This is a genomic window from Dellaglioa carnosa, from assembly GCF_026948345.1.
GTDB lineage: Bacteria > Bacillota > Bacilli > Lactobacillales > Lactobacillaceae > Dellaglioa > Dellaglioa algida.
On record NZ_JANXLI010000003.1, the window covers coordinates 141,238 to 166,876 of the forward strand.

A 25,639-nucleotide genomic window follows, 5' to 3' on the forward strand; every position below is an offset into this window, starting at 1 on the left:
GATACTAACATGTATAATGAATTATTGCGTCATTGTATACATCTAAAAAAATATTTAGGGGTAATTAATTATGGACGAAGATAAAAGTCAGCAACAAGGTAGTCACAAGAAACATCGTCATCATAAGAAGAAAAGAATGAGTACACCAAAAAAATGGGGGATTGGTGTTGGAGTTGTTATTGCCACACTGTTAGTTATCGGTGGGGGCTTGATGGCCAAGGTCTATCTGGATGCAAAAGACGTGGTAGATAATACATATCAAAAAGTAAATGTTAAAAGCAAGCGAACAACGGGTACGGTATCACTTAAAAAAGAAGCACCTTTCTCAGTTCTAATTTTGGGTGTTGATACGGGCGAGGATGGTAGAACAGATCAAGGTCGATCAGATACAATGATGGTCGCAACGATTAACCCTAAGACAAACATGACAACTTTAACGAGTTTACCTCGTGATACGAAGATACCAATTACCGGACACGGGACAGAGAATAAGTTAAATGCTGCTTACGCGTATGGGGATGTCTCACTGGCCATGGATACCATTCAAAACTATTTAAATATTCCGATTGACTATTATGTTGAGATGAATATGAAGGGGCTAGAAGAAATAACGGGCGCAGTTGGTCCAATTACAGTTAATAATCCATTTGCATTCGACGATTACGCTAAAGGTGACATTGAACTGAATGAAAGCAATGTATTAGCGTTTTCTAGAATGCGTCATAATGATCCTAATGGCGATTATGGGCGTCAGAAACGTCAACGTGCTGTTGTAACTGCATTGGGTAAGAATATTGCTTCAATTAATGGCGTAACAAAATATCAATCAATTTTGAGTGCGTTAGAGAGTAACATGAAGACGGATTTAAAATTTGATGATATTAAGGCGATTGCAACTAAGTACCGCAGTGCCATTGGAACAATTAAAGATATTCAACTTCAAGGTCAATCACAGATGATTGATGGCGTGTCATATGAAGTTGTGCCAACGGAGCAAGTAACGAAAGTATCACAAATGATTAGAAAACAATTAGAATTAGACTAGGAGACTTATATCACATGGAAGAAACGATTAGTATTGAACAAATTTTTAATATTTTGAAAAAACACCTTAAATTAATTAGTGGGTTAGTAATAATGGGGGCTCTGGTCGCATTTCTTGTAACGACATTTTTTGTGACTCCAAAATATGATGCAACCGTACAAATTTTAGTTAATAGAACTGAACCAGCTAGTAATGCCGGTGCCGCATTTAACACACAGCAAGCAGATGTTCAAATGATTAATACATATAAAGATATTATTCAAAATAAAATTGTGTTAGATCCAGTTAGAAAAGAAATCGTCAAAAAAGATAACTTTGTTGGGACGAGTGATGACTTAAAAAGTCAAATAAGTATATCAAATCAAGAAAACTCACAAGTTTTCAGTGTAACAGTTAAAGATACCAATGCTTACCGCGCAGCAGATATCGCTAATTCGGTTGCCGATAATTTTAAAAGTAAGATTAAAAAAATGATGAAAGTTAACAACGTAACAATAGTAGCCGATGCGATTGCAAAACCTAATGCTGTGTCACCGAACAAAAAGATGAACGTAATAATCGGTTTAATGCTTGGAGCAATTTTAGGAATAGGAATAGCAATAACAATAGAAGTTTTTGATAAAACTGTAAAGGGCGTTGAATTTTTAACGGATCTTGGCCTCTCGAATTTAGGCATGATCAATCATATTGATGAAACGAAAAAAAGCTAAGGGTTGTTTGGACAATCAGCACCGAGAGTACGAAAACATAAAAATTAAGTGAAGTGGATAGGGGTTATTAAAATGAGTTTATTAAAAAAAGAGAAAAAGTTATCGACTGATAGCATCGATAACGGTGTTGGGCTAATTACGGTTACCCAACCAACATCGACGATTGCTGAACAATTTCGGACTGTTCGAACAAATATTCAATTTTCAAGTATTGATAAAGAGATGAAAGTAATCATGGCTACTTCTTCAGGACCTTCTGAGGGGAAATCAACAGTTATCACAAATTTAGCCGTCACATATGCTAATCAGGGACTTAAGGTATTATTAGTTGATGCAGATATGCGACGTCCAACGGCTCATCAAACATTTGGGTTAAGTAATGAAATAGGGCTAACAAATTGTTTGACAGAAAAAAATATTGATATTGCTAAAGCTGTTGAAGAAACGCCAATTGAAAATTTGTACGTTATGCCCGCGGGCCCTACGCCACCCAATCCTTCGGAGTTATTGAACACAAAACGAATGGATGTTATTTTAGCGGCCGTTTCTGAGCAGATGGACATGGTAATTATTGATACACCACCATTGATTTCCGTAACGGACGCACAAATTGTGGCAACTAAAGTTGATGGCACAATTTTAATTGTTAGAGAAGGTGTAGCGAATAAGGGCGCGGTTGTGAAGGCTAAGGAATTATTGGATACGGTCCACGCAAGAATAATTGGTACAATTTTGAATGATGTTAAGGGTAGCGATGAATCGGGTTATTACGGTGGTTACTACGGTTATTATAAATAGAAAAAAAGATCGGTTCTTATAACGATTACCACATATTGAGGTAAAATATCGTAATTAATCAAGAACAGTTGATAGATGGGATAAATCAAATGAAATTAACAAGACACATGAAACAAGTGGTATTGATGGTAGTTGATGTATGTTCAATTATTTGCGCAAATATTTTAACGTTATTATTTATTGGTAGTTATATTTCAGTCGGAGGAAAGTATGTAATATTAATTTTTACTGTTGAAAGTATAATTTATCTAATAATGGCGAGTTTTTTAAAAGTATTTAGTCAAATAAATCGATTTACCGGGATGAAATCGGTTAATGCAATTACTGTTAGTCTTTTAGTAGCGTTCTGCATGAATGAAGTTATTTTAGTTACAAATGGAGCAATAGTATCATATCGCTTTTCATTTCTATCATTCTTGTTTGCGGCGTTATTTGTACCCGGATCGCGATACATCTGGCGCGTGATTAGTGATATAAGCAATCATAATATAAATGATGAGCCCGTTAAAATGGTTTTAGTAATTGGAGCAGGTCGTTCTGGTGATTTTTTAGCAACCACAATAAAAAAAGAAGAAACTGCTTTTAAAGTGATGGGATTCTTAGATGATGATTCAAATAAACTTGGAATGTCCATGGAGGGCGAAAAAGTTTTAGGTAAAATCAAGGATTTAGAAAACATTTTAATTGCATATGATATTGACCAGGTGACAGTGGCGATAAGTGAATTAGACGGTTCCTCATATAGCTATATTGTTGATACGGTACACGCGGTGAACAAAGAACTCATAGTTAATCGTATGATTAATATTGAAGATCTTATTTCTGAAGGTAGTAACGCAAAACTTGAGGAAATTAACATTGAAGATTTGCTAAACCGTGATGAAGTAAAGCTGGATATGAATAAAATTGCTGATACAATAACCGGAAAAGTTATCATGATCACCGGCGCTGGAGGATCAATTGGGTCTGAAATTGTTCGTCAGGTGTCCCGTTTTAAACCAAAGCAAGTGATTCTCTTAGGTCACGGCGAAAATTCAATTTATCTGATTACTAAAGAAATGCAAGGAAAGTATCGCAATGGGGAAATTGATTTTCGACCAACAATTGCGGATATTCGAGATCGAGAATTGATTTTTAGTTTAATGAAACAATTAAGCGTTGATGTCGTTTATCATGCGGCGGCGCATAAGCATGTGCCGTTAATGGAGTATAACCCTAAAGAAGCAATAAAAAATAATGTATTCGGGACGACAAATGTTGCAGAAGCGGCTAAGGAAAACAATGTTGATCGATTTGTTATGATTTCTACGGATAAGGCCGTTAATCCAACTAATGTAATGGGTTCAACGAAGCGGATGGCCGAATTGATTGTGACAAACTTGAACGAAGAAGGCCATACTAAGTTTACGGTTACTCGATTTGGAAACGTTTTAGGATCTCGTGGATCTGTAGTCCCACTATTTAAACGACAAATCGCGTCAGGAGGACCGATAACAATTACCGATTTTAAAATGACTCGTTTTTTTATGACTATTCCTGAAGCATCACGTTTAGTCATTCAGTCGGGCGCGATTGCAGAAGGTGGGCAATTATTTGTTCTTGATATGGGGAAACCAGTGAAAATTTTTGATTTGGCTAAGAATATGATTAGACTCTCCGGGCTTTCAGAATCTGAAATAGAGATTAAAGAAATTGGGATGCGACCTGGCGAAAAGTTATACGAAGAGTTGATTTCAGACGGGGAGTCCAGTGGTGAAAAAGTATTTGATAAAATATACTTAGGAATTGTTTCTAAAATAAATCCGGAAGATATTAAACAATTTGCAGATGAGCTATTGATGTTACCAGATGATGAGGTTGAGGTTAAGCTTATCACATATGCTAACAAACATAATGGTTCAATAAATAACAAAAAATCAGAACTTTCATGATGACTGATCAGGTACCTGAAAATAAAGGAGGGATAAGTATGTACCGCAAATATTTTAAGCGTACAATTGATATTGTTCTTTCATGTCTGGGACTTGTTTTGTTATCATGGTTATTTTTGATATTAATTATTGCCGTTAAGTTAACTTCTCCGGGACCTGTATTTTTTAAACAACAAAGAATTGGTAAGAATCGCAAACTATTTATGATATATAAATTTCGATCAATGCGCATAGATACACCAGATGTACCTACTCACTTGTTAGATAATCCGAATCAATGGATTACTTCCGTAGGTAAAATTTTGCGTAAATCATCATTAGATGAGTTACCTCAATTATTGAACATTATTAAGGGAGATATGAGTATTATTGGTCCACGTCCGGCATTATGGAGTCAAGAAGACCTTATATTTGAACGTGATAGGTATGGAGTAAATACTATTTATCCGGGTCTTACAGGACTTTCTCAGGTAAGTGGACGTGACAAGCTTACTGTGGCCGAAAAAGCAAAATTGGATGGAGAATACGTAAAACTTCTTTCTTTTTCTGAAGATATTAAAATATTTTTTCAAACGATTATTTCAGTATTAAAGAGCGATGGCATAAAGGAAGGCAAAACAGATGAGTAAAAAAGTACTAATTACGGGAGAAAATAGCTATATAGGTAACTTATTAAAAAAAAAATTACAGCATTCAGCTGACGATTATGAAATTGATACAATTAGCGTAAGAGGAGATAGTTGGAGAGAGAATAATTTTGGACAGTATGATTCTATTGTACATGTAGCGGCAATAGTGCACTCTAAACAACAAGTTTCAAATTTGTATTATGAAATTAATAGAGATTTAGTTGGTGAGGTGGCTAAAAAAGCCAAAAATGAAGGCGTAGAGCAATTTTTATTTTTAAGTAGTATGGCGGTATATGGTCTAGCCGAAGGTGCTATAGAAGGGGACACAATTCCACATCCTAAAAATGACTATGGTAAATCAAAGCTTGAGGCAGAAAACTTGTTGATAGATATGGAATCAAAAAAATTTACTGTAAGTATCGTGAGGCCGCCCATGATTTATGGACCTGGAGCTAAGGGAAACTATACCATGTTAAGGAAGATAGCATTAATAGCGCCGGTGCTTCCTAAGATAAATAACAGACGGTCTATGTTATTTATAGACAATTTATTGACAATATTAGAGGCTATATTAAGTAATAAAATTGGAGGCATCATATACCCCCAAAACGACGAGTATACGAACACATCTAAAATGATGACAACAATCAGAAAAGCACACGGGAAAAAAACAATTGAGTCCAAGCTGCTAGGTAGTATAGTGATATCGTTTAAAAATATACCTGGAAGCATTGGGGTTAAGATAACAAAGGCATTCGGAACATTATATTATTCTAAAACGATCTCTGATAATGTTAAATACTCAAATGAAAAAAGTTCTTTAGTTGAAAGTATATATATCACCGAGAAAATGAATATAAAATAATTAGGAGGGGAGTATTATGGAAAACGATCTATCAGTTCTAATGTCAGTATATAATGGTGAAAAACCTGATAACTTAGACGAATCCATGGAAAGTATACTAAGACAAACTGTGCTTCCGTCTTACTTTATTTTAGTCATTGATGGCTATATAAGCGATGAGTTGGACATTGTTATTCAAAATAAGTACTTAAAATTTGAAAAAAAAAATATATCTCTCAAGATAGTCAGATTAAAAAAAAATCAAGGACTCACTATTGCGCTGAATGCAGGATTAAATGAGTGTAAAACAAAATATGTGGCGAGAATGGATTCTGATGATATATCCAACAAGAGCAGATTTGAAAAACAAATGGAGAAATTATTAGAAAATAAGGAATTAGATATTATTGGTAGCGATGTGTCAGAATTTGTTTCAGATAATGGTAAAAAAAAGGAAATAAACTATAAAACTATGCCGTCTTCAAATGGAGATATATTGGCATATTCAAAATTAAGAAATCCATTCTGTCACCCTACCGTCATTTTTAAAAGAGATATGGTGAAATCAGTTGGTAACTATGAGGAATGTCATTATTTCGAAGATTATTATCTATGGATACGACTATTTAAGCATCGTTGTATCGGAATGAATATAAATGAGCCTCTCGTTGCAATGAGAGTGGATGAAGGACTGTACTTAAGAAGAAGTGGTTTATCTTATGTAAAAGATATTTTTAACTTTAGAAGAAAAGCACTCCAAATCGGATATCAAAATTTTTTTGAATTTTTGTACACGATTATTCTACAAGGAATGGTTGCAATAGTACCTTCTCAACTACGAGAACTGGTATATAATAAATTATTAAGGAAAAAAATATGAAATACTTACTGATATGTATGATAGTTATCGGTCTACTAATCGTACGAAATAACAAGATAAATATCGCTAATCCACTATTTGTTTATTCGAGTATTTGGGGAGTAATGGCATTAACAGTTTTCTTTCATGTTTTTTCAAAATTCACTAAAATAAATAATGAATTTATAATAATGATGGGTATATCGTATCTAATGTTTTTAATTGGTAGCATGATGTTTAAAAAGATTAAAATGAAACCAAAAAAAAATATATATAATTTTAATAAAATGTATTTATCAGGAATAATCCTTTTTGTCATAATAATGATTTCATTTATAATAACATGGTACATTATTGGTCCTCCCCCCTTGTTGGGAGGAAATGTAAATCGTGTGGATTATTATATTGGAGCCGTAGAAATGTTTTTTTTGTTTATTTTTCCGTTATGGTATGTGTGTTTGTTTCAAATCTCAAACGGGTTTAAAGTTAAACAAAATATGATATTAGTATTCTTCAGTTTAATGATAGTTATTTTAAAAGGAAATAAATTCCCAATAATAATTTTCTTATTATATGTTGCTTTTTTTATACAAATATATAAAAAAATAAAAGTTAAACATATATTAATAGGAGTAACAAGCGTACTTTTAGTTTTTTATTTAAGTTCATCACTATATGGAGCTAATAGTCAGTTGATGGGGTATAAAGCAAATATAACAGGATTCACGTTTCAGAAGGGTAGTTATATACTATTAGATCCTTTGTTATATTTATCAAATAATATATATAATTTAAATAGATTTTTACAAAGTGGTTTTCACCAGTACACCATGGGATTTTCCGGATTAGAGGGAATTATGAAGGTGCTACATATTGATTCAATATCTTTGGACTCAGTTATGAATGGCGAACAATATTGGAAAGCGAACTTGCAATATTCATGGCTCACAACGGGTACGTACTTGAAAAGCGCGTATATAGATTTTGGAATATTAGGCCTTTTTGCTATACCATTTCTACTAGGGTCTATATCAACAGTATATTATACTGAAGTAAAAAATAATAATGATGCTAAAAATAATAATCTGACACGATTATTTATTTATATTAATTTATTCGTATTTTTATGTCTTAGTTTTTTTACTAACTATTTTTCTAAGACAGAAATTGTACCGAATATAATAATTATCTTTATTATTGATATGTATTCAAAAACAAAAGGAGTAAGAAATGATACCTAAAAAAATTCATTATTGTTGGTTTGGTGGTGAAAAAAGTGAAACTGTCAAAAATTTCATAGATATGAATAAAAAATTATTATTTGATTATGAATTCTATGAATGGAACGAAACAAATGTACCTTTTGGAAATATGAAAAATAGATACCTGTCTGAGGCATTAAAATACAAAGAGTGGGCATTTGTATCAGATTACGTTAGGTTATGGGTTTTAAAAAAATATGGAGGTATATACATTGATACTGACGTATTGTTTGTAAAAAAACCAGATGAATTACTAAATTCCGCTTCAATAATTGGTTTCGAAAATAGGTATACTTTATCCACTGCACTAATAGGCTCGGAAGTAGATAGCATTTTTATAAATGAAGCATTATATCAATATGATAATGCTTCATTTATTATTAACGGTAGAATTGATAAAACACCTAACGTCGTCCGAATGACGGAACTTGGAAGACATAACGGTTTGGTTTATAAAAATAAGAGCCAGAAGCTAAAAAATAATTTAATCGTTTATCCAATTGATTATTTTTCCCCCATACATTTTATTTCTAGAAAAGAAAGTAAGACCGTTAATACCAGGGCTATACACTTTTTTGATGCCTCATGGACAAAAGAAAATTCTAAAAAAAGAATTTTAAAAAAATTAATTTATTACATTTTTAGAGATTATTACTTTATTATTATAAGATATGTGAGGAGGGTACTGCATGGTTAGTATAATTATTGTTACTTGGAATAATGAGGATGTTATAAAAAAATGTCTAAAGTCAATTAGCGAGTATGAACCTCACGCCGAAGTCATTGTTGTAGATAACGGATCAACAGATAAGACGATTGAGATAGTTAGCACATTATTCCTGAACGTTAAATTAATAAAGACAAACGCAAATTTAGGATTTGCAAAAGCAAATAATTTAGGCGTTATGAACGCTAAAAATGATAATATATTGTTGTTGAACCCTGATACTATACTAATTGAAGAGAATTTGGGCAACTTATTTGATCATTTAAATAACGAGGTAGGGATAGTATCAGGTAGATTGTTAAATAACGATCTAAGCTTGCAACCGTCATGTTATAATTTCGATAATATTCATAATATCATCATTGAACAATTCATGTTAGGAAAGATTTTACCAGAAATACTAAAAAGGAAAATAGCGCCATATCTATCAAAACATGATAGAATTATGCATCCTGATTGGGTTATTGGAGCTTTTATATGTATAAGAAAAGAAAATTATCTTGAAATTGGTGGTTTTTCTGAAGATTATTTTTTATATTCTGAAGACATGGATATTTGTTTTAAAATGAGGCAATTTGGTAAAAAGACAGAATATATTCCTGGTTACTCTGTGATTCATATTGGAGGACAATCAGAGAAAAAAAATAGTTCCAAAAAAAGTATAAAATTGATTGAAAGTAAAAAAGTTTTTGCTAAAAAATATAAACTTGCTAATAATATTAAAACGTTTCGACTCTCGTATAAAGTTAAAATAATTATTTTTTCTATTCTAAAAAATAAAGAAAGAGTTAAAATTTACACAGATATATATAAGGAGTGCATTTAAAATATGAATATATTAATAGTAAATCAACATACATTAAATTATGGAGATGATATTGCTGGGAAAGCACTGGTTCAGCAATTATTAAAAAAATTTAGTAATGAGAAAAGCTTGAAAATAAATATTATATACAATACGCACGGCGAGATAGAGTTTAACGATGAAAGGGTATCGAATAGATCCGAAATTACGTTGAAAAAAATGGGTGCATTGAATATTTTATTTTTTATGATCATATCATTGTTTAAAAAAAATATAGCATTCGGAAGCCAGATGAAACTATATCGAAAATTAATACAAGATAGTCAGTACGTATTTGTTTCACCTTCAGGCGCGAATATTGGAATATATACAGACTGGAGATTCTTAATTAAAGTCTGGCTAGTAGTCTCCTTCAATGGGACACCGATATTCCACAATAATACAATTGGTAAAAGTAAAAATATTTTATTTAATTGGTACGCGGATAAAGTTTTAAAGTCTTCAAACATTTATGTGAGAGAAGAGGCAAGTTTGAAGTACTTAAAATCAAAAAAAATATTTTCAATTAGATCAGTGGATACTGGTTTTTTATTTGAAAATAAAAAACCGGTAAATTTAAAAGAAGAAAAATATAATGTATTTATTCCTACTCAGGTGAACAATTGGCATCCTGATTTCAAAGATAATAATCCTAGTCGGAATATTGAAAACGTATTTCGAAAATTTTTATCATTTTCAGAAAATAATAATATGAATGTTAAAATTTTACCGCATCTATACGGAGAAAAATATGAAAAAAAATTACTTGAATCTTTTTTGGAAATTGCAGCTAATGATTTTCCTGGGGTGGATACTAAGATAGCCATAATTAATTGCGCGGAAGATTATGATAACGTGATCGCTCAAGCAAATTTTGTTTTATCTATGCGCTATCATGGAGTCGTCATGGCAGTAAAAAATGTAGTTCCATTTATATCAATCGCTTATGAAAACAAGATGAGTGAAGTTTGCAACTACTCGGGGGTAGGACAGCTAAACTTTAATTTAAAAGATGTCGAATTATTAAATGAAATTAATTTTAATAGGGTATGGAATGAAAGAAATGAAATAAAAATCGTGTTAGAAGCAAACGTAATTTTAATTAAAGAAGCCTGTAAAACGTGTTTGAACCAGATTAATTTTTTAAGTGAAACGGTAAGATTGGATGAATAGGGAAAAAAAATTAATTTCTAATACCATTGTATTCGGTATTGGAAACATCGGTTCAAAAGTAATAATGTTTTTGATTGTTCCAATATACACATACTATATGAGTACGTCAGAATATGGAAGTGCCGATTTACTCAATACAATAGTGATGTTGTTAACCCCTCTTTTGTCTTTGAGTGTGTATGATGCCGTGTTAAGGTGGGTTCTAGATAAAAAAGAAACGATTGAGGACATATTTAATACTGGCTTAACAATAGTTATTATATCAGGAATGGTTAGCATGATTATTTCGATTGTAACATATGTCGTTTACCCTAATGTTAAAATCATATTACTTTGTACTTTAATTATATGTCAAATATTTAATACTTTTTTTTCTCAATTTTTAAAAGGAATAGAAAAAAATATAATTTTTGCTATAAATGGAATTATACAATCAGTAGGTACAATTATTTTTGCCTTAGTATTTTTAAATCAAAATATGAATCATATTGATGCCTTTTTTCTGTCGTTAATTTGTTCAAGTTCAATTAGCATAGCATATATGTTTATTTTTGGTGAATTATATAAGTATTATAAATTAAATAAATTCAATAAAAAATTGATGACAGATATGCTCATATATAGTTTACCGCTAATACCCAATCAACTTATGTGGTGGGTTATGAATGTATCAGATAGATACATTGTAATATATTATCTAGGGTATAGTGTGAACGGAATTTATGCGGTAGCCACTAAAATACCAGCGGTATTGAATATATTATCTTCTGTTTTTTTACAATCATGGCAGATAAGTGCCATAGAAGAAAATAATAGTGCCGATAGGACTAAGTATTTTTCGTCCATTTTTAATAATATGAACAGGATTTTAACCATTGGAGTTTCAGGGATTTTAATATTTATTCGTCCTTTTTCTAAAGTTATTTTTGGAGCGGCTTATCAGGACGTTTGGAAATTTGTTCCTCTATTACTTGTAGCTCTCTTATTTTCAAATTTCTCTATGTTTATCGGAATGTCATATTTGGCTTCAATGAAAACATGGGGTATATTTAGGACTTCTATTTTAGGAGCGGTCATAAATATATTATTAAATATTATTCTAATTCCCTTAATTGGTCTTAACGGAGCCGCATTATCCACCGCCGTAAGTTTTTTTATTATATGGGTTATTAGAATTAAAGAAACAAAATCGTTTGTTAAAATAAAAATTGATTGGATGTATTTTGTAAGTATTACGCTGATTTTGATTGTGCAAATAGTATCATTGTTTATAACGAGTAAAATTATTTTATTAATGATTCCGTTTATTTTTGTTATTTTTATTAATCGTAAATTTTTAATCGAAAGTTATAAATTTTTATTAGGAGGGAACTAAATGAAGGGAATTATCTTAGCAGGAGGGGCAGGAACACGTTTGTATCCCCTGACAAGAGTATCTTCAAAACAATTAATGGCAGTTTATGATAAGCCGATGATTTATTACCCTCTATCGACGTTAATGTTGGCTGGAATAAAAGATATATTAATTATTTCAACCCCAGATGATATTGGTAGATTTGAAGATCTTTTTGGAAATGGGCATGAATTTGGAATTAATTTGAGTTATGAAGTGCAACCGAATCCAGACGGTCTTGCTCAAGCGTTTATTATTGGTGAAGATTTTATTGGTGATGACAACGTAGCGCTTATTTTAGGTGATAATATATATTACGGACCGGGACTTTCTAAAATGTTGCAAAGAGCGACAAGCAGGGAGAATGGTGCAACGATTTTTGGATACGCGGTAAAGGATCCAGAAAGATTCGGTGTGGTAGAGTTTGACGCTGGAATGCGGGCGGTGTCAATTGAAGAGAAACCTCAAAAGCCTAAGTCTAACTATGCGGTTACAGGATTATATTTTTATGATAACGATGTTATAAAAATAGCTAAAAATATTAAACCGTCTGATCGTGGAGAGTTAGAAATTACCGATATAAATAGAGTATATTTAAGTGAAAAGAAACTAAATGTCGAAGTAATGGGGAAAGGGTTCGCATGGCTAGATACCGGAACGCATGAATCGTTACTTGAAGCAGGTCAATTCATAGAGACAGTGCAGCGAATGCAAAATATGCAGGTGGCTAACTTGGAAGAAATTGCTTACCGAATGGGATATATTTCTCGTGAACAATTAATTGAACAAGCGCAGCCATTGAAGAAAAATAATTATGGTCAGTATTTGTTACGTATAGCAGAAGAGGGCGAACAGTAATGGAAAAATTAAAAGTCACTACTACAAAATTACAAGATGTTAAAATTATCGAACCAGCAGTATTCGGTGATAATCGTGGTTTTTTTACTGAATCCTATTCAGATAAAGATTTTAAAGATGCCGGGATTGATATTGATTTTGTTCAAGATAACCATTCATTATCAACACAAGCTGGTGTTTTAAGAGGGTTACATTTCCAACGTGGAGAAGCTGCACAAACGAAATTAATCCGCGTTGTAACGGGCGCCGTATTGGACGTTATTGTAGATGTCCGTAAAGGTTCACCTACTTATAAGCAGTGGGAAGGATACATTCTTTCCGCAAGTAATCACCGTCAATTATTGGTACCGAAAGGTTATGCGCATGGGTTTGTGACGTTAACCGACAATGTTAATTTTCTTTATAAGTGCGATGGCTATTATAATGCGGCCGCGGATGGTGGGATCTCATTTAAAAGCCCAGAATTAAATATTGATTGGCCCATTGATTTTGATCAAGCAATTACATCCGATAAAGATGCAGCACAACCAACGTTTACGGAGTTTGAAAAAGATAATCCGTTCGTATACGGAGAAATCTAAATAGGAGAGGTAGTTTAAATGAAAAATATTATCGTAACGGGCGGAGCTGGATTTATTGGTTCTAACTTTGTTCATTATGTGGTCAACAACCATCCGGATATTCATATTACGGTATTAGATAAATTGACTTATGCTGGAAATAAAGAAAATTTAGCCGGGCTACCTGCTGACCGTGTTGAACTAGTAGTCGGTGATATCACTGATGCTGAACTCGTCGATGAACTTGTCAGTAAAACTGATGCAGTGGTTCATTACGCTGCAGAAAGCCACAATGACAATTCTTTAAAGGATCCCTCTCCATTTATACAGACGAATATTATTGGAACATATACTTTATTAGAAGCTTGTCGTAAATACAATGTCCGTTACCATCACGTGTCAACTGATGAAGTGTACGGTGATTTACCGTTACGCGAGGATTTACCCGGACATGGAGAGGGCGAAGGCGAGAAATTCACGCCTGAAACGCGCTATAATCCAAGTAGTCCTTATTCATCAACAAAGGCTGGTTCTGATTTATTAGTCCGTGCATGGGTACGATCATTTAATTTACAAGCTACTATCTCTAATTGTTCTAATAACTATGGTCCTTATCAACATATTGAGAAATTTATTCCTCGACAAATTACGAACGTTTTAAGTGGAATTCGTCCTAAGTTGTATGGATCAGGTAAAAATGTCCGCGATTGGATTCATACTAACGACCACTCAAGTGCCGTTTGGGCAATTTTAACTAAAGGTCAAATCGGTGATACTTACTTAATTGGTGCGGATGGCGAACAAGATAATAAAGCCGTGTTAGAATTGATTTTAGATTTAATGGGCCAGCCTAAAGACGCTTATGACGTCGTAAAAGACCGTCCTGGACATGATTTACGTTATGCAATTGACTCATCTAAATTACGTGAAGAACTCGGTTGGAAGCCAGAGTTTACTGATTTTAAATCTGGTTTACAAGATACGATTGACTGGTACAGAAATAATGAATCATGGTGGAAAGCTGAGAAAGATGCAGTCGAAGCTAACTATGCTAAAAATGGACAATAATAACTAAGGATGGACTTTTAGTCCATTCTTTTTTTGAAGGGGTTAGTCATGAAAATATTGATTACTGGCATAAACGGACAGTTAGGAACGGAATTAAGTCATTTACTGGACGACAAGCAAATTGAATATACGGGCACTGGCTCTAAGGAGTTAGATATCACCGACACAAAGGCGGTTAGCGATTATTTCTTAGAGAATCGTCCAGAAGTAGTGTACCATTGTGCTGCATATACGGCGGTTGATGCTGCGGAAGAAGAACCCGGTAAATCAACTAATGAGCGGGTTAATGTGTTAGGTACTAAAAATGTTGCTGAGGCCGCTGAAACCGTTGGAGCAACGCTTGTGTATATTAGTACGGATTACGTTTTTGACGGAACAAATGACCAAATGTACACGGAAGAAACACCAACCGCGCCAAAAAATGAATATGGTCGCTCAAAATTAGCCGGTGAAGAAGCTGTTGCCAAAATAATGAGTAAATATTACATTATTCGGACTTCATGGGTTTTTGGCGAATATGGTAAAAACTTTGTTTATACAATGCTGAATCTAGCTAAGACGCATGATCATTTAACAGTTGTTAGCGACCAATATGGACGTCCAACTTGGACTCGGACGCTGGCTGAATTTATGACATACGTCATTAAAACGGATGTACCATTTGGCTTATATCAACTATCAAATGATGGTTCTTGTACGTGGTATGAGTTTGCTAGTGAGATTTTAAAAGATAAACCAGTTGAAATTAGTCCGGTAACGTCTGAGGAATATCCGCAGAAAGCATATCGTCCTAGACATTCGATTATGGACTTAAATAAGGTGAAGGCCACTGGTTTTAGAATTCCAACCTGGCAAGATGCGCTTCATGAATTTATGGCTGAAATAGAAGTATAATATGAGACAACTTTTAATGATTTGATTTATCGAATTATTAAAAGTTGTTCTTTTTTATTTATCTCATCTTTCGTGCTAACATAACACTAAGGAGATGATCGAATGACAATTCCATTAGGGTTAAAAGCAGGAACGGAACCGATTCAACTTCATGATCGTTTACAACATCAGCCAGATGTTTTCGAATTTTATCTTAATGAGTTCGACGTTTCTGGAGATGGTTTAAAACGTTTATCGGATAAAATTGATGAAGTGAAAGATACAACGAAGAAAATCGTATTACATCATCCAATGAAGGTTGGGGATCAATCTGTTGAGCTAGATGTTTCTGAAGTAGCTGATCCTAACTTATATCGATTCGTTAGAGAGAGCACAGAGACGTTAATTCAGCTAGCGAAAGATAAATCAATTCAAGCTTTGATACATGGTTCTTATAACCAGCAAACACCAACAATTATTGCAGAGTATGCTAATTTTGATGAAGCACAATCAGCATTATTTAATCGGATGGACTATTACCAAAAATATGGTCAAAATAACGTTATGTTTGAGAATTCTATTTCAGATTTATTTTATTTTGGTTCTGAAGAGATGGACCGATTTATTCTTCAAAAAGGTTATCGATTAGCTTTCGATACATCTCATGCATTTATCAAACAATCGGGAAGTAACGCTGATTTACAGGCAAGTCTAAAACGATTAATGCCAAATATTGTGCATTATCATTTGGTCGATTCAATGGGTGGATTTCATGACAGTTTGACATTAGGTAAAGGTAAAATTGACTGGGAACGGGCTTATTCCTTAATGAATCCTGATGCGACTTCAATTTACGAGATTGATTTAGTGGATCAGAATGATTGTCGTGAAATGCTTGAAAGTCACGATTATCTACAAAATTTAATAGAAAAATAGACCTAGTTTTGAAAGTGTGCTACAACTATAACTTTCAAAACTAAGGTCTATTTTTTTCGATTATCAAACCAATATAATAAAGAACCTAAGACTAAAATAATAATCCCAAATAAAATAATTTTCCAAGTGAAACTAAGTAGTAAGTAAAGCGATACAATCAACGCTATACTTGGGATAATCGGACCACCAGGAAGTTTAAAGCCTTTTGGTAACTTTGGATCATTATTAAATTTAAATGTGGCCAAGATAGTCGGTACATATTGAACAAATGATGCGAAGACAATACATGAAATTAAGAATAAGTAACTGCCACTGAGTAGCAACAAGATACTTGTAACGGAGGTGGCAATGATTGCCACAAATGGCGTATTGTGTTTGCTTAGTTTACCAATAATTTTTGGTAATAATTGGTGTTCATTGGCTAGAGAAGCGGCAACGATTGGTGTATTAAAAGAGACCGAAATTGCGACACCAAGAATTGAAATAATCATCCCTACAATAATGACCGTGTAGCCCCATTCACCAAAAATACTTCTGAATGCTTCAGCAATTGGTAGTGAAGATGCACCAAGTTTTGGCCCAAGGATACCAACGGCAACTGTTTGAAGTAACACGTAGAGCAACGTCACCGTTGCAATCACGCTTAATAATGCCTTTGGAATATTCTTTTCAGGGTTATCCATCTTGGCTGCAGCAATTGGTAGGAATGAAAAACCAGTGTACATATAAAAAATCACGCCAAATGCGGCATTGAATCTCGTAAAGAGTTGAGTGCCACCTTGAATATCAGCTGGTATCATTGGCGTAAAATGCCCACTTTTAACAAATAAAGCGCCAGCAACGATAAAGAGTAGCATAATGAAGACCTTTGCCGCAGAAGACAAGTTATCCGCGAAATCGAGAATTGCTGTTCCAAAATAATTAATGACGCCTAAAATGGTGACTAGGGTAATAGCTGTTAGATTATAAATAGGTGCCTGTTGAAGCGCCGGAAAGAGCATTTTAAGCACGGTCAACAAGGCGGCAATTTCAGCAGATAATGTGACGACACCTAAGACCCAAGTGAAAATACCGACTTGGAAACCGGTGAATTTACCGAACGCATTATAAGCGTATAGCCAAGCGGCACCGTCTTCTGAAAATTTGCTGGCTAATGTGGCATAGCAGAGTACAATCATTGTGACAGCCAACGCTGCAAGAATGATCGTGAAAATGCTGAAAGCACCAATATCGTTATATATTTGACCGGACAGTAAGAATATTCCTGATCCAATGATGCCATTAATACCTAGTAGAAAAACGGTAAAAAAGGTCATCTTTTTGTTAGCTGTTTTATTCATATGTATTGCTCCTATCCAATAACTGATTAATTTCAGCATAGCGAATATCATATGAAAACGCAATGGATAGCCATTATGAGCGTACAAAAAAAGCCAACAATTAAGTTGGCCTCCAATGTTAGACTAGGTCGTTCTTGTAGATTGGTGTTTCAATTGTTTCAACAAACTGTGCTGAAAGTGGTGTCACAAACATTTTTTCGTTATCGCGATGGAATAAATCTGAACCCGTGATTTCTTCCATGGCTTTCTTAACTGTAGCTGGATCTAAATCCGTATTGACGTAACGGAGTTTCATGTGACGTGTCTTACCTGCTTCATTTTTAAATGCTAAATCTAATTGTTTCATATTAGTTCCCCCTTAGTTTTAATTAAGCTAAAATACTTGATTCCGTGCGGATAGTCATCTTAACGGTATTGTCGCCTGTTAATGAAGCAACGGTTGCGCCAAGTTGTGCAATTGCTTCGTTAGAGGCGTTCTCAGTAATATTAGCGAATGAACGTTTACGTTCAACCCCGTCAGTACTTAATCCCTCAACGATAACGTTTGTTTTTACCCAAGTTTTACTCATTTATGTTCTCCTCCATGTTGCTATATTTGATAAGTGCCGCGACGCCTTACATAGATAATAAAGAATCAAGTAGGTAGTTTGTAAAGTAAATCGACAAATTTATTCTTGATTCATTTGGGCGATGACTAGTAAGGCTTTTTTACCAACGTTATTACGCCAGTTATAGGCGGTTTGTCGACTGACATGGTGACTTGCAGCAATTTTGGTGACTGACCTATGTCTAATGTAACAATCTATCAAATAATGTTGTTCAACGTTAGAACATAAATCGTACAAGGTCTTAAAAAGTTGCTCAGTGAATAGTTTTTCAGCAATCGTATCTTGAGTCTGTAGTGTGAGGTCAATGATGGAATCCGTTATATCAACAGAATCGTCACCAGTTGGTTCTAAATGGGCCTGTTGATTCGATTGACGGTTAATTAAATCTAGTAGTCGCCAGTAAACCCGTTGATACGCGTAAACCATAAAAGATTGTTCATTTGTTTCAATACTTTTAGGATAATGATCGTAGGCGGCACTGAATGCTAACCGTGCTTCTTGTACGAAATCATCATATAAGGGATGTGATTGATTGAGGGTCATTTTTTTCAAGACACCGAAGATTAGTTTCTCTCGGTTATTTTGTAGTAAAAAGGTTAAGCCTTCATTGGTCTGATTTGTCATGTGGTTTTAACTCCGCTTCATTAATTAGGATCCCTTGGCCAAGGTTCTTAATTAGCATACGAAGATGGTAAGACAGAAAATACCCGACGTAATCACGTTATTTATGGGTTTTTGATGAGGTTTTACCGGTAAAGTCTAGACTTATTATTTTCTTAAGATAAACTTAATAATTACACTTAAGTTCACACAAGATTGTGGGCGATTAAATCTGTAACATTAATTAAGTTGTTGAATGGTATTGGAAGTAAGAAAGGGAGTAAGGGCTATTGAGTTGGGAAGAAGAGGCAAAACAGGATTTTGAGGAGATTATTGATTATCCGGAAACACGGTTATTATCGGTTGGTGCGCAATATTGGCGGACATTGTTGGAGAATCATCCGATTATTGATGTTACAGATTATGATTTTTTCACGGAACATGGGATTGTGACAGACAATTATCAAGTCAATATGGAAACAACGCTGTATATTCATCATATTAGAGATAAACGCGATGAGCTGCGATCAATTATTTTTGATAAGCACAAGGGGATTTTACTATGTAAGTACACGACCACGAATTTTGTGAATCGTTTAATTAATGAAAAGATTCTGACTTATGTGGCGATGCGTGCGATTGGATCGTTAGTTAATAAGAAGCAGGCGTTACCTTATTCGTGTGGTCTTTATCAATTGTTCCCAGATTGTGGACCGTCAAAACGGGATGCATCATGGACGGCAGGGCACCATCTTGCTAATATTTCCGATGTAAAGACGGGGACAGATTTATTTTTTAATAACGGATTAAGAATTCGGGTTCAGAGTAGTTATTCACAGTTTCTTAAACAATTGAATTTGGCCCATCTCTTTACGGATATTCAAGTTTCCTTAGCCGGTAAGGTAGCGGCTGAAATGGGGTACGAAAATCCTATCCCTCTATTCAGGTACCATGATGCTATTTTGTCTTTAGTCCAGAATAGACGTGAGATTTATGTGGATAAGATTGATTTTATCAAGGAAGTTAAACACTTACTGGCTGCGTATACGTTAAAAGGGTATGCCGACGAATCACCTGATGATTCACTTATTAGACAAACATGTAGTTGGACACATATGAATAGAGGAATTCTTCGTTATTGAGATGATGAAAATATTAGTTATTTACAATTACCGTTTCTAGTTACTCAAATACGAAAATTGCCTATAAACATAATTTTAAACGTACACGTCATTTTTAAAATTTTTTTGATTTTTTATGGTGGATTTAATGATTTCGGACAAATTAAATTATCCGTTTATCTGAGAAATGAATAGAAAAAAAGTGTTGTCACGAAGTGACAACACTTTAATAAAAATTCTTTACCGACGGCAATTTTCGGAGAGTAAAATACTTGAGTTAGTTCTCTTTAACAGCCATGATAATGCAGTTTTTGGTTTATCTAATGACTGAAGAACGGCGTGATAATTTAACGACGGCTTCAACTTTTGATGTTTGTGGGAACATATCGACCGATTGAATGTAATCAACGCGATATGATTTTGTTAATAATTCTAAATCTTTTGCGAGCGTTGAGGGATTACATGAAACATAGACGAATTTTTTAGGACGACTCTTATTGATGGCTTCAATTAATTGATCATCTAACCCAGTACGTGGGGGATCAACAACTAAGGCATCTGGTACGAAACCTTCTTCTAACCATTTAGGCAAGATGTCTTCTGCCTTGCCGACTTCATAAGTGGTATTTTCTTGATGCGAAAGAATTGCATTCTCTCTGGCATCTTCGATTGCTTCAGGTGTTGTATCCATACCACGAACTTCTTTAGCGCCATGGGCAACATAAAGTCCAACGGTACCAACACCACAGTAGGCATCGACTAAGGATTCATTTTTATCCAAGTTAAGAGCTTTATTGATTTCGTCGTATAAAACGCCAGTTTGAACTGGGTTTAATTGGAAGAAAGCACGTGCTGATAATTTGAATTTCATTTTACCAAGGCGTTCCATAATGAAATCTTGGCCGGCGATATTAATTGTTTCGTCGCCCCAAACAAGAGATGTCTCACCTTTGTTGATATTTTGCATGACTGAGGTTACCATAGGTAATTCTTCCAGAATATGCATGATTAGTTCGCGTTTCTTAGGTAATTTTGATGAATTCGTAATGAATGTTAATTGAACTTCACCCGTGTCAAATGATTCACGAACGGCAAGTGTTTTGATAATTCCTGATTTGGCTTCTTCATTGTAGATAGGAATTTCAAGTTCTTCCAGTAGTGCAACAACATGACGAATAACAAGCATTGTTGTTGGACGTTGTGTGCTAAACTCTTTTAAATCTACTAAATCATGACTCTTTGGTTTATAGAGTCCGGCAATCACATGTCCGTCTTGTTCGCGAACTTGGAATTGTGCTTTATTACGGTATTCGTAAGGTGTTTGCATACCAATAGTTGGTTTTAAATCGTAATGTTCATAACCGCGTGGTTTGTATCTTTCTAAGGATTGAACAATAACATCTTTTTTGAAATCTAACTGACCTTGATAATTTAAATGTTCTAATTCGATACCACCGACTTCGCCATAAGTTGAATCTTTTGGTTCTACACGAACGGGGCTTTGTTTACGGATTTTGTGGATTTTAGCGTTAATGTAAGTTGGTGATACACTAGTGACTTCTGCCACAACAACTTCGTCTGGAAGCGCACCGGGGACGAAGGTAATCTTACGTTTATAGTAGCCGATTCCTTCACCATTAATGCCTAAGCGTTTAATAGTTAGAGGGAAGCGTGAACCGGCTTCGATTTCTGTTCCAAATTCTTGATTGTCTGCCATAGTTTTTATAAACTCCTTATTGCTTTTTTCTTATTATAACACAGGAATATTGGCATTTTGGCTGTTCAAAGATATAATAACAAGATAAGCATTTAAAGGAGTCCACATGACAAAAAAAATTACAAAAATAACTACGCAGAAACGTGTTGGTCGCTACAACGTCTTTATTGATGAGAAGTATGCCTTCCCTATTGGTGAAGAAGTATTGATTTCGTTTCATCTCGCAAAGGGAATGGAACTGGACGATGCATTAATTAAACAAATCGCTGATGCAGATGATCGTTCGAAAGCGTATTCCAAAGCGTTGAATTATTTATCAACGCAAATGCGAACGGTTAAAGAAATAAAAGATTACTTGAAGAAACATGAAATTACAGAAGACTCAATTGAAGAGACGATTGAGAAGTTATATGAATTCAGATTAGTCAATGATCTTGAATATGCCAAGAGTTATGTCCGGACAATGATGCATACGTCTGATAAAGGGCCAACGGTTATTCGCCAGAAATTACGGTTAAAGGGTGTTGCGGTTGAAAGTATCGATGAAGCATTAGAAGAATTTCCAATAGATGAACAATTGGAAAATGGCATCAAAGTAGCTGAGAAATTAGTTAAACATTACCATGATCAATCATTTAGAAATTTAATTAATAAAGTTCGCCAGGCATTAATGACAAAAGGATTTAAATCTGATGAAGTCTCACAAATTATGGATAACTTGGAACTTGAGATGGATACTGAGGTAGAGTGGGATGCGCTCGTTAAACAAGGGGATAAAGTTTGGAAACGACAACGAGGGTTAGAAGGTAGTCAACGTGCTATGAAAGTTAAACAGGGATTATTCCAAAAGGGGTTCCAGTTTGATGATATTAATGAATATATTGAATTGAAAGAACAAGATGAGGCACTTGAATGATAATGTGGGATGACGCAAAAATTAAAGATTTTCAAGAAACCTTATTAACTTGGTATGACAGAGAAAAGCGCGATTTACCTTGGCGCCGGGATCATGAGCCTTACCATATTTGGGTCTCAGAAATCATGTTACAACAAACGCAAGTGAACACAGTTATTCCCTACTATGAACGGTTTATGGACTGGTTTCCAACCGTTGAGAGTTTTGCAAGTGCACCAGAAGAGCGAATCTTGAAGGCATGGGAAGGGCTTGGTTATTACTCGAGAGTTCGAAACATGCAAAAGGCAGCTAAACAGGTTGTTCAAGATTACGCCGGTAAATGGCCGCAAACAGCCAATGAATTACAAAATTTAGTTGGTATTGGTCCATACACGGCTGGCGCTATTGCCAGTATTGCTTTTAATGAGTCAGTTCCTGCGGTTGACGGGAATGCTTTTCGCGTATTTTCACGCTTGTTTGAAATTGAAGACGATATTGCGAAACCGCAAACTCGAGTTATTTTTGAACGAGTGATCCAACAAGTGATTTCTAATGAACGGCCTGGTGATTTTAACCAAGCAATCATGGATTTGGGATCGAGTTACATGACCGCTAAAAATCCTGATCCGGAGCATTCACCGGTTAAGCGTTTCAACCAAGCTTATTTGGATGGGAAAGAACTTGAATTCCCCGTAAAATCTAAGAAGCCCCGTCCTATTGAAATGGCTTATGTTGCTTTGGTGATTGAAACTGACAAAGGTTTTTTATTCGAGAAACGATCTAGTAAAGGGATGCTCGCAAATTTATTGGCTTTTCCGTTACTTAAAGTTGATGATTTGAAAGAAAATCCGAATGATGAATTATTAACGGATGAACTGGTCGTAAAATTAAATCAATGGAGTCAGGAAAACTTGAATCAACTACTCGTCTTTTCGCCATTAGAAGGGCAAATGGTTAAGCATACCTTTACACATCAAAAATGGCTAATTGATCTATTTGTTGTGAAAACTGAGGCATTTGATTTAAGTTATTTCCCAGGAGAATTCATTCTGGAGAAGGATTTTGATCAAATTGCGGTTCCTAAAGTACAACAGAAAATTTGGGATAGATATTTAAGTCTTTCTTCAAATAAATTTTAGTAAAACGGCTTACTTTTTGGTATAATTATTCTTGCAATCGATGTAAAGTGCACTACGTGTTTAGAAAGTAGGTTTTGGTAGAGATGAGTAATCAGTCAAAGGAGCCTAAAGAAGGCGACTTCATTACCATAAAGAGTTATAAACACGACGGTAGTTTGCATCGAACATGGCGTGATACAATGGTGTTGAAAACCAGTGAGAATATGATTATTGGGTGTAATGATCACACATTAGTGACCGAAGCAGACGGTCGTCGATGGGTGACCAGAGAACCCGCAATTATTTTTTTCCATAAACACTATTGGTTTAATATTATAGCCATGATACGTGATAACGGCGTTTCTTATTATTGTAATTTGGCTTCACCGGCCACATTGGATAAGGAAGCTTTGAAATATATAGATTATGATTTAGATGTCAAAGTTTTTCCAGATGGTGAGAAACGGTTATTGGATGTAGATGAATATGCAGAACACGGGAAGAAGTGGGAATATTCTGACAATGTCGATAAGATATTGAAGCATAATGTCCGAACACTTGTGGACTGGATAGATAACGGGAAAGGGCCATTTTCTAAAGAATATATAGATATTTGGTACAATCGTTACCTCGAACTAGCGGAACGTGAGAATAAGAAGTAAGGAGAATGATTCTGTATTTATATGGAATTATTCTCCTTATTTTTAACAACAAATAAAAAATATTCAAAAGTAAAAATACGATGCCAATAATTAGAAATTAATTAAATTCCATATAAATAAGAGCTATTGTTTGCTATAATTTAGGATAACGCGTTTTTAAATTAATTAAGGGGGAGTAATTTTTGAAAAACAAAAAAATGATAAAAGTTTCGGTGGCTCTGTTTGCTGCTAGCATTGGCGTGGGGTTTGCGGGCATACCAACAATTAACCAAAAGACATCAGTTGTAGAAGCTAATGCATCAACTGATTTTGTTAATAAAATGTCAGATAGTGTCCAAAATACGGCTCGGAAAAATAATTTGTATTCATCTGTAACACTTGCACAAATGATATTGGAAAGTAGTTATGGGAAGAGCGAGTTAGCTACAAAAGCAAATAATTATTTTGGGATTAAGGGAAGTTACTATGGTGCAACTTATTCAAAGAAATCATTAGAATATGATAGTAAGGGTAAACCATATTATGCTGTTTCAAAGTTTAAAAAATATCCATCAGTTCAGGCATCAATTGATGATTATGCAAATCACATGCGTAATGGTGTGACGTGGGATCATAAGTACTATTCAGGCGTTTGGCGTGAAAATGCAAAAAATTATCAAGCCGCTACAAAAGCGTTGAATGCTAAATATTCAACAAATGGTATCTATGCAACGCATTTAAACAAACTGATTACTACTTATCATTTAGATAAATTGGATGTTAGTTATTCAAAAGTATCATACCGAGATGGAACTGGATCAGAGACGGCTAAGGTTGTAGGAAATGGTTATAATCTATATAACCACGTTTCAAATACAGCGGGAAGCGCGTCAAAAGGATCAGCTTCACAATTGGCAGGAAAAGAAGTATATATGGATTGTACGGCCAATAAAGATAACCAATCAACTTGGTATCGAATTCGGGTAGCCGGTTCAAATACGAAGTATTGGGTAGATGGAAGAGCGTTACAACTCAGAAAAATTGACTACGTTGCACTACCAGCAAATGCAACAATGACATTTAATGGAA

The 25,639-nt window shown here is 34.4% G+C and carries 27 protein-coding genes; 22 read left to right on the forward strand and 5 right to left on the reverse strand.

Translation table 11 applies throughout. The features are described from left to right. The first annotated feature begins 70 nt into the window (after positions 1–70). The 17 genes from N0K80_RS05360 (at position 71) to N0K80_RS05440 (ending at position 16,510) form a co-directional block, all read left to right on the forward strand. The gene (locus N0K80_RS05360; protein ID WP_269024029.1) at positions 71–1,045 is read left to right on the forward strand and encodes an LCP family glycopolymer transferase; all 975 of its coding nucleotides are present in this window, start codon (positions 71–73) and stop codon (positions 1,043–1,045) included. A gap of 14 nt (positions 1,046–1,059) precedes the next feature. Then, on the forward strand, positions 1,060–1,755 hold the full coding sequence (locus N0K80_RS05365; RefSeq protein WP_269024030.1) for a YveK family protein: 696 nt from the start codon (positions 1,060–1,062) through the stop codon (positions 1,753–1,755). 72 nt (positions 1,756–1,827) lie between these two features. Next, positions 1,828–2,553, forward strand: coding sequence for a CpsD/CapB family tyrosine-protein kinase (locus N0K80_RS05370; protein WP_269026214.1), 726 nt, complete (start codon positions 1,828–1,830; stop codon positions 2,551–2,553). Between the two features lie 89 nt (positions 2,554–2,642). Further along, entirely contained in the window at positions 2,643–4,484 is a 1,842-nt protein-coding gene (locus N0K80_RS05375) for a polysaccharide biosynthesis protein (protein ID WP_269024032.1), read from the forward strand. Between the two features lie 38 nt (positions 4,485–4,522). Then, the gene (locus tag N0K80_RS05380) at positions 4,523–5,113 is read left to right on the forward strand and encodes a sugar transferase (RefSeq protein WP_269024033.1); all 591 of its coding nucleotides are present in this window, start codon (positions 4,523–4,525) and stop codon (positions 5,111–5,113) included. Beyond that, positions 5,106–5,978 carry an NAD-dependent epimerase/dehydratase family protein gene (locus N0K80_RS05385; RefSeq protein ID WP_269024034.1) on the forward strand — a complete coding sequence of 291 codons (873 nt, stop codon included), beginning with the start codon at positions 5,106–5,108 and terminating at the stop codon, positions 5,976–5,978. Before N0K80_RS05380 ends, N0K80_RS05385 begins: the two co-directional genes overlap by 8 nt. Positions 5,979–5,994: 16 nt before the next feature. Further along, positions 5,995–6,837, forward strand: a complete 843-nt coding sequence (locus N0K80_RS05390; protein ID WP_269024035.1) for a glycosyltransferase — start codon at positions 5,995–5,997, stop codon at positions 6,835–6,837. A gap of 17 nt (positions 6,838–6,854) precedes the next feature. Further along, entirely contained in the window at positions 6,855–8,057 is a 1,203-nt protein-coding gene (locus N0K80_RS05395) for an O-antigen polymerase (RefSeq protein WP_269024054.1), read from the forward strand. Beyond that, positions 8,047–8,775, forward strand: a complete 729-nt coding sequence (locus N0K80_RS05400) for a glycosyltransferase family 32 protein (RefSeq protein WP_269024036.1) — start codon at positions 8,047–8,049, stop codon at positions 8,773–8,775. The genes N0K80_RS05395 and N0K80_RS05400 overlap by 11 nt, the downstream gene beginning before the upstream one ends. Further along, a complete protein-coding gene (locus N0K80_RS05405) occupies positions 8,768–9,631 on the forward strand; it encodes a glycosyltransferase family 2 protein (RefSeq protein ID WP_269024037.1) in 864 nt (287 codons plus the stop codon). Before N0K80_RS05400 ends, N0K80_RS05405 begins: the two co-directional genes overlap by 8 nt. Before the next feature lie 3 nt (positions 9,632–9,634). Beyond that, complete coding sequence (locus N0K80_RS05410) at positions 9,635–10,822, forward strand: polysaccharide pyruvyl transferase family protein (protein WP_269024038.1); 1,188 nt, start codon at positions 9,635–9,637, stop codon at positions 10,820–10,822. Further along, positions 10,815–12,197 carry a lipopolysaccharide biosynthesis protein gene (locus N0K80_RS05415; protein ID WP_269024039.1) on the forward strand — a complete coding sequence of 461 codons (1,383 nt, stop codon included), beginning with the start codon at positions 10,815–10,817 and terminating at the stop codon, positions 12,195–12,197. Before N0K80_RS05410 ends, N0K80_RS05415 begins: the two co-directional genes overlap by 8 nt. Further along, positions 12,198–13,073 carry a glucose-1-phosphate thymidylyltransferase RfbA gene (gene rfbA, locus N0K80_RS05420; RefSeq protein WP_269024040.1) on the forward strand — a complete coding sequence of 292 codons (876 nt, stop codon included), beginning with the start codon at positions 12,198–12,200 and terminating at the stop codon, positions 13,071–13,073. Next, positions 13,073–13,654, forward strand: a complete 582-nt coding sequence (gene rfbC / locus N0K80_RS05425; RefSeq protein ID WP_269024041.1) for a dTDP-4-dehydrorhamnose 3,5-epimerase — start codon at positions 13,073–13,075, stop codon at positions 13,652–13,654. The genes rfbA and rfbC overlap by 1 nt, the downstream gene beginning before the upstream one ends. A gap of 18 nt (positions 13,655–13,672) precedes the next feature. Then, positions 13,673–14,701, forward strand: a complete 1,029-nt coding sequence (rfbB, locus tag N0K80_RS05430) for a dTDP-glucose 4,6-dehydratase (RefSeq protein WP_269024042.1) — start codon at positions 13,673–13,675, stop codon at positions 14,699–14,701. 48 nt (positions 14,702–14,749) lie between these two features. Continuing rightward, entirely contained in the window at positions 14,750–15,595 is an 846-nt protein-coding gene (gene rfbD / locus N0K80_RS05435; protein ID WP_269024043.1) for a dTDP-4-dehydrorhamnose reductase, read from the forward strand. Between the two features lie 102 nt (positions 15,596–15,697). Continuing rightward, a complete protein-coding gene (locus N0K80_RS05440; RefSeq protein ID WP_269024044.1) occupies positions 15,698–16,510 on the forward strand; it encodes a TIM barrel protein in 813 nt (270 codons plus the stop codon). 47 nt (positions 16,511–16,557) lie between these two features. Here N0K80_RS05440 and N0K80_RS05445 read toward each other — a convergent pair whose 3' ends face one another. From N0K80_RS05445 to N0K80_RS05460, 4 genes are all read right to left on the reverse strand, one after another. Then, a complete protein-coding gene (locus N0K80_RS05445; RefSeq protein WP_269024045.1) occupies positions 16,558–17,850 on the reverse strand; it encodes an APC family permease in 1,293 nt (430 codons plus the stop codon). Between the two features lie 118 nt (positions 17,851–17,968). After that, positions 17,969–18,196, reverse strand: coding sequence for a DUF2922 domain-containing protein (locus tag N0K80_RS05450; protein WP_112250459.1), 228 nt, complete (start codon positions 18,194–18,196; stop codon positions 17,969–17,971). Positions 18,197–18,218: 22 nt separating this feature from the next. After that, positions 18,219–18,419 carry a DUF1659 domain-containing protein gene (locus N0K80_RS05455; protein ID WP_057974372.1) on the reverse strand — a complete coding sequence of 67 codons (201 nt, stop codon included), beginning with the start codon at positions 18,417–18,419 and terminating at the stop codon, positions 18,219–18,221. 99 nt (positions 18,420–18,518) lie between these two features. Then, on the reverse strand, positions 18,519–19,082 hold the full coding sequence (locus tag N0K80_RS05460; RefSeq protein ID WP_269024046.1) for a sigma-70 RNA polymerase sigma factor region 4 domain-containing protein: 564 nt from the start codon (positions 19,080–19,082) through the stop codon (positions 18,519–18,521). A 266-nt stretch (positions 19,083–19,348) separates the two neighbouring features. Between N0K80_RS05460 and N0K80_RS05465 the strand changes: the two genes are divergently transcribed. Beyond that, a complete protein-coding gene (locus N0K80_RS05465; protein WP_269024047.1) occupies positions 19,349–20,200 on the forward strand; it encodes a competence protein ComK in 852 nt (283 codons plus the stop codon). 295 nt (positions 20,201–20,495) lie between these two features. Here the strand turns inward: N0K80_RS05465 and rlmD are convergent, their stop codons facing one another. Then, on the reverse strand, positions 20,496–21,896 hold the full coding sequence (rlmD, locus tag N0K80_RS05470) for a 23S rRNA (uracil(1939)-C(5))-methyltransferase RlmD (protein ID WP_057973651.1): 1,401 nt from the start codon (positions 21,894–21,896) through the stop codon (positions 20,496–20,498). A gap of 106 nt (positions 21,897–22,002) precedes the next feature. On the opposite strand from rlmD, the gene recX reads away from it, so the two are divergent. The 4 genes from recX to N0K80_RS05490 all read left to right on the forward strand — a co-directional run. Beyond that, positions 22,003–22,812, forward strand: coding sequence for a recombination regulator RecX (gene recX / locus N0K80_RS05475; protein WP_269024048.1), 810 nt, complete (start codon positions 22,003–22,005; stop codon positions 22,810–22,812). Further along, on the forward strand, positions 22,809–23,930 hold the full coding sequence (mutY, locus tag N0K80_RS05480) for an A/G-specific adenine glycosylase (RefSeq protein ID WP_269024049.1): 1,122 nt from the start codon (positions 22,809–22,811) through the stop codon (positions 23,928–23,930). Before recX ends, mutY begins: the two co-directional genes overlap by 4 nt. Before the next feature lie 83 nt (positions 23,931–24,013). Next, a complete protein-coding gene (gene ntdP / locus N0K80_RS05485) occupies positions 24,014–24,571 on the forward strand; it encodes a nucleoside tri-diphosphate phosphatase (RefSeq protein ID WP_057973654.1) in 558 nt (185 codons plus the stop codon). Between the two features lie 182 nt (positions 24,572–24,753). After that, positions 24,754–25,639: glucosaminidase domain-containing protein (locus N0K80_RS05490; RefSeq protein ID WP_269024050.1), on the forward strand; the 886-nt coding region annotated here is incomplete at its 3' end.

Excerpts from the sequence above, each read along its gene's own strand:
- N0K80_RS05455 (WP_057974372.1), bottom strand. The coding sequence starts at position 18,419 with ATGAGTAAAACTTGGGTAAAAACAAACGTTATCGTTGAGGGATTAAGT.
- N0K80_RS05440 (WP_269024044.1), top strand. The coding sequence starts at position 15,698 with ATGACAATTCCATTAGGGTTAAAAGCAGGAACGGAACCGATTCAACTT.
- N0K80_RS05415 (WP_269024039.1), top strand. The coding sequence starts at position 10,815 with ATGAATAGGGAAAAAAAATTAATTTCTAATACCATTGTATTCGGTATT.
- mutY (WP_269024049.1), top strand. The coding sequence starts at position 22,809 with ATGATAATGTGGGATGACGCAAAAATTAAAGATTTTCAAGAAACCTTA.
- N0K80_RS05460 (WP_269024046.1), bottom strand. The coding sequence starts at position 19,082 with ATGACAAATCAGACCAATGAAGGCTTAACCTTTTTACTACAAAATAAC.
- recX (WP_269024048.1), top strand. The coding sequence starts at position 22,003 with ATGACAAAAAAAATTACAAAAATAACTACGCAGAAACGTGTTGGTCGC.
- N0K80_RS05405 (WP_269024037.1), top strand. The coding sequence starts at position 8,768 with ATGGTTAGTATAATTATTGTTACTTGGAATAATGAGGATGTTATAAAA.
- rfbA (WP_269024040.1), top strand. The coding sequence starts at position 12,198 with ATGAAGGGAATTATCTTAGCAGGAGGGGCAGGAACACGTTTGTATCCC.
- N0K80_RS05360 (WP_269024029.1), top strand. The coding sequence starts at position 71 with ATGGACGAAGATAAAAGTCAGCAACAAGGTAGTCACAAGAAACATCGT.
- N0K80_RS05395 (WP_269024054.1), top strand. The coding sequence starts at position 6,855 with ATGATAGTTATCGGTCTACTAATCGTACGAAATAACAAGATAAATATC.
- N0K80_RS05365 (WP_269024030.1), top strand. The coding sequence starts at position 1,060 with ATGGAAGAAACGATTAGTATTGAACAAATTTTTAATATTTTGAAAAAA.
- rfbC (WP_269024041.1), top strand. The coding sequence starts at position 13,073 with ATGGAAAAATTAAAAGTCACTACTACAAAATTACAAGATGTTAAAATT.
- N0K80_RS05410 (WP_269024038.1), top strand. The coding sequence starts at position 9,635 with ATGAATATATTAATAGTAAATCAACATACATTAAATTATGGAGATGAT.
- N0K80_RS05400 (WP_269024036.1), top strand. The coding sequence starts at position 8,047 with ATGATACCTAAAAAAATTCATTATTGTTGGTTTGGTGGTGAAAAAAGT.
- N0K80_RS05445 (WP_269024045.1), bottom strand. The coding sequence starts at position 17,850 with ATGAATAAAACAGCTAACAAAAAGATGACCTTTTTTACCGTTTTTCTA.
- N0K80_RS05385 (WP_269024034.1), top strand. The coding sequence starts at position 5,106 with ATGAGTAAAAAAGTACTAATTACGGGAGAAAATAGCTATATAGGTAAC.
- rlmD (WP_057973651.1), bottom strand. The coding sequence starts at position 21,896 with ATGGCAGACAATCAAGAATTTGGAACAGAAATCGAAGCCGGTTCACGC.
- N0K80_RS05380 (WP_269024033.1), top strand. The coding sequence starts at position 4,523 with ATGTACCGCAAATATTTTAAGCGTACAATTGATATTGTTCTTTCATGT.
- N0K80_RS05450 (WP_112250459.1), bottom strand. The coding sequence starts at position 18,196 with ATGAAACAATTAGATTTAGCATTTAAAAATGAAGCAGGTAAGACACGT.
- N0K80_RS05375 (WP_269024032.1), top strand. The coding sequence starts at position 2,643 with ATGAAATTAACAAGACACATGAAACAAGTGGTATTGATGGTAGTTGAT.
- N0K80_RS05390 (WP_269024035.1), top strand. The coding sequence starts at position 5,995 with ATGGAAAACGATCTATCAGTTCTAATGTCAGTATATAATGGTGAAAAA.
- rfbD (WP_269024043.1), top strand. The coding sequence starts at position 14,750 with ATGAAAATATTGATTACTGGCATAAACGGACAGTTAGGAACGGAATTA.
- ntdP (WP_057973654.1), top strand. The coding sequence starts at position 24,014 with ATGAGTAATCAGTCAAAGGAGCCTAAAGAAGGCGACTTCATTACCATA.
- rfbB (WP_269024042.1), top strand. The coding sequence starts at position 13,673 with ATGAAAAATATTATCGTAACGGGCGGAGCTGGATTTATTGGTTCTAAC.
- N0K80_RS05370 (WP_269026214.1), top strand. The coding sequence starts at position 1,828 with ATGAGTTTATTAAAAAAAGAGAAAAAGTTATCGACTGATAGCATCGAT.